At 64.7% G+C, this 1,473-nt stretch carries 1 protein-coding gene and 1 pseudogene; both read left to right on the forward strand.

Annotated elements, in window-relative coordinates:
* The coding region (locus EOA86_RS34395) for a glycine betaine ABC transporter substrate-binding protein (protein ID WP_281035729.1) at positions 1-478 on the forward strand (478 nt) is incomplete at its 5' end.
* 251 nt (positions 479-729) lie between these two features.
* Positions 730-1,473, forward strand: a pseudogene (locus EOA86_RS34405) (ABC transporter permease); the annotation flags it as partial.

The raw sequence follows: 1,473 nt of genomic DNA on the forward strand, positions 1-1,473 counted from the left end.
GTCCGACTTCGGCAAATATGTCGCCGGCGGCGGCCAGGTGGTGCTGGCGGCCTCGGCCGAGTTCGTCAATTCGGCTGCCGCGCTGCCGGCCTTCCAGACCACCTATGGCTTCACGCTTAAGCCGGACCAGCTGATCACGCTGTCCGGCGGCGATACGGCGGCGACCATCGCCGCTGCGGCGAACCAGACCAACGGCGCCAATGCCGCCATGGTCTACGGCACCGATGGCGGCATCGCGCCGTCCGGCCTGGTCGTGCTCGATGACGACAAGGGCGTGCAGCCGGTCTACCAGCCGGCTCCGATCATCCGCGAGGCGGTGCTGAAGGAGCATCCCGAGATCGAGACGCTGCTGAAGCCGGTCTTCGCCAAGCTTGACCTCGTCACCCTGCAGGAACTGAACGGCCGCGTGCAGGTCGGCGGCGAGCCGGTCAAGGGCGTCGCCGAAGATTTTTTGAAGAAGAACGGGTTTTTGAAGTAGGCCGTTCCTGAAATCGTGACATCGGTGCGCGGCGCCCCCCTCTGGCCTGCCGGCCATCTCCCCCTCAAGGGGGGAGATCAGATGTCGCGACGGCTTTCGCCACCTTTCAGCTGTGCAAGGTGTATACCGGCGCTGACGCTGCCAATCTCTCCCCTTGAGGGGGAGATGTCCGGCAGGACAGAGGGGGGCGTGACGGAGCGCGACGGTCCTGACGTCAGATCCTCAAGTCGCCGCGATCGCACATGCAAGGCATGACAGTCCGGTTCGACAAACTCGGCGTGGTCATTGCCGCAATCGTTGCCTATGCGGCGTTCGCAGCACCCTTCGCCACCTTCCGCGCCAACCGCATCGTGCCCGGCGAGGCGCGCTCGATCCTTGATTCCTTGCCGGCGGCGGTCGGCCCATTGCTGCTGGCGATCCTCTTCATCGCGGCAATCATCGCGCTCTTGAAAACGCCGCTCGTCCTGCGCCTTGCCGCTAGCGTGATCGCGCTTGCAGCCCTTGCCATCCTGATCGGCGTCGCCGGCAGCTTCCTGATGCCTGAGGGTAATACGTTCGCGCGCATTTCGCCCGCCTCGGGTTTCTGGCTGCTCATCTTCGCCTTCACGCTTTTGCTTGCCGATGTGCTGACGCGATTGAATCTGTCGCCATGGGCACGCCTCGGCGGGCTCGTCATAGCTGCGCTGGCAATCGGCCTGCTTTTGGCTTCGGGAAGTTGGAACAGCCTGTCGATCCTCAAGGAATATGCCAACCGCGCCGACAGTTTTTGGGCGGAGGGCTCCAAGCATGTGACGCTGGCGCTGGGCTCGCTGGCGGCGGCGGTGGTCGTTGGTCTGCCGCTCGGCATCCTCTGCCACCGCGTCGACAAAATTCGCGCCGGCGTGCTGAATGTGCTCAACATCATCCAGACCGTTCCTTCCATCGCGCTGTTCGGCCTGCTGATCGCGCCGCTCGGCTGGGTCGCCACGCATGTGCCGGGAGCGGCGCGATCAGCA

It is taken from the genome of Mesorhizobium sp. M5C.F.Ca.IN.020.32.2.1 (assembly GCF_004023105.1).
Classification (GTDB): domain Bacteria; phylum Pseudomonadota; class Alphaproteobacteria; order Rhizobiales; family Rhizobiaceae; genus Mesorhizobium; species Mesorhizobium wenxiniae.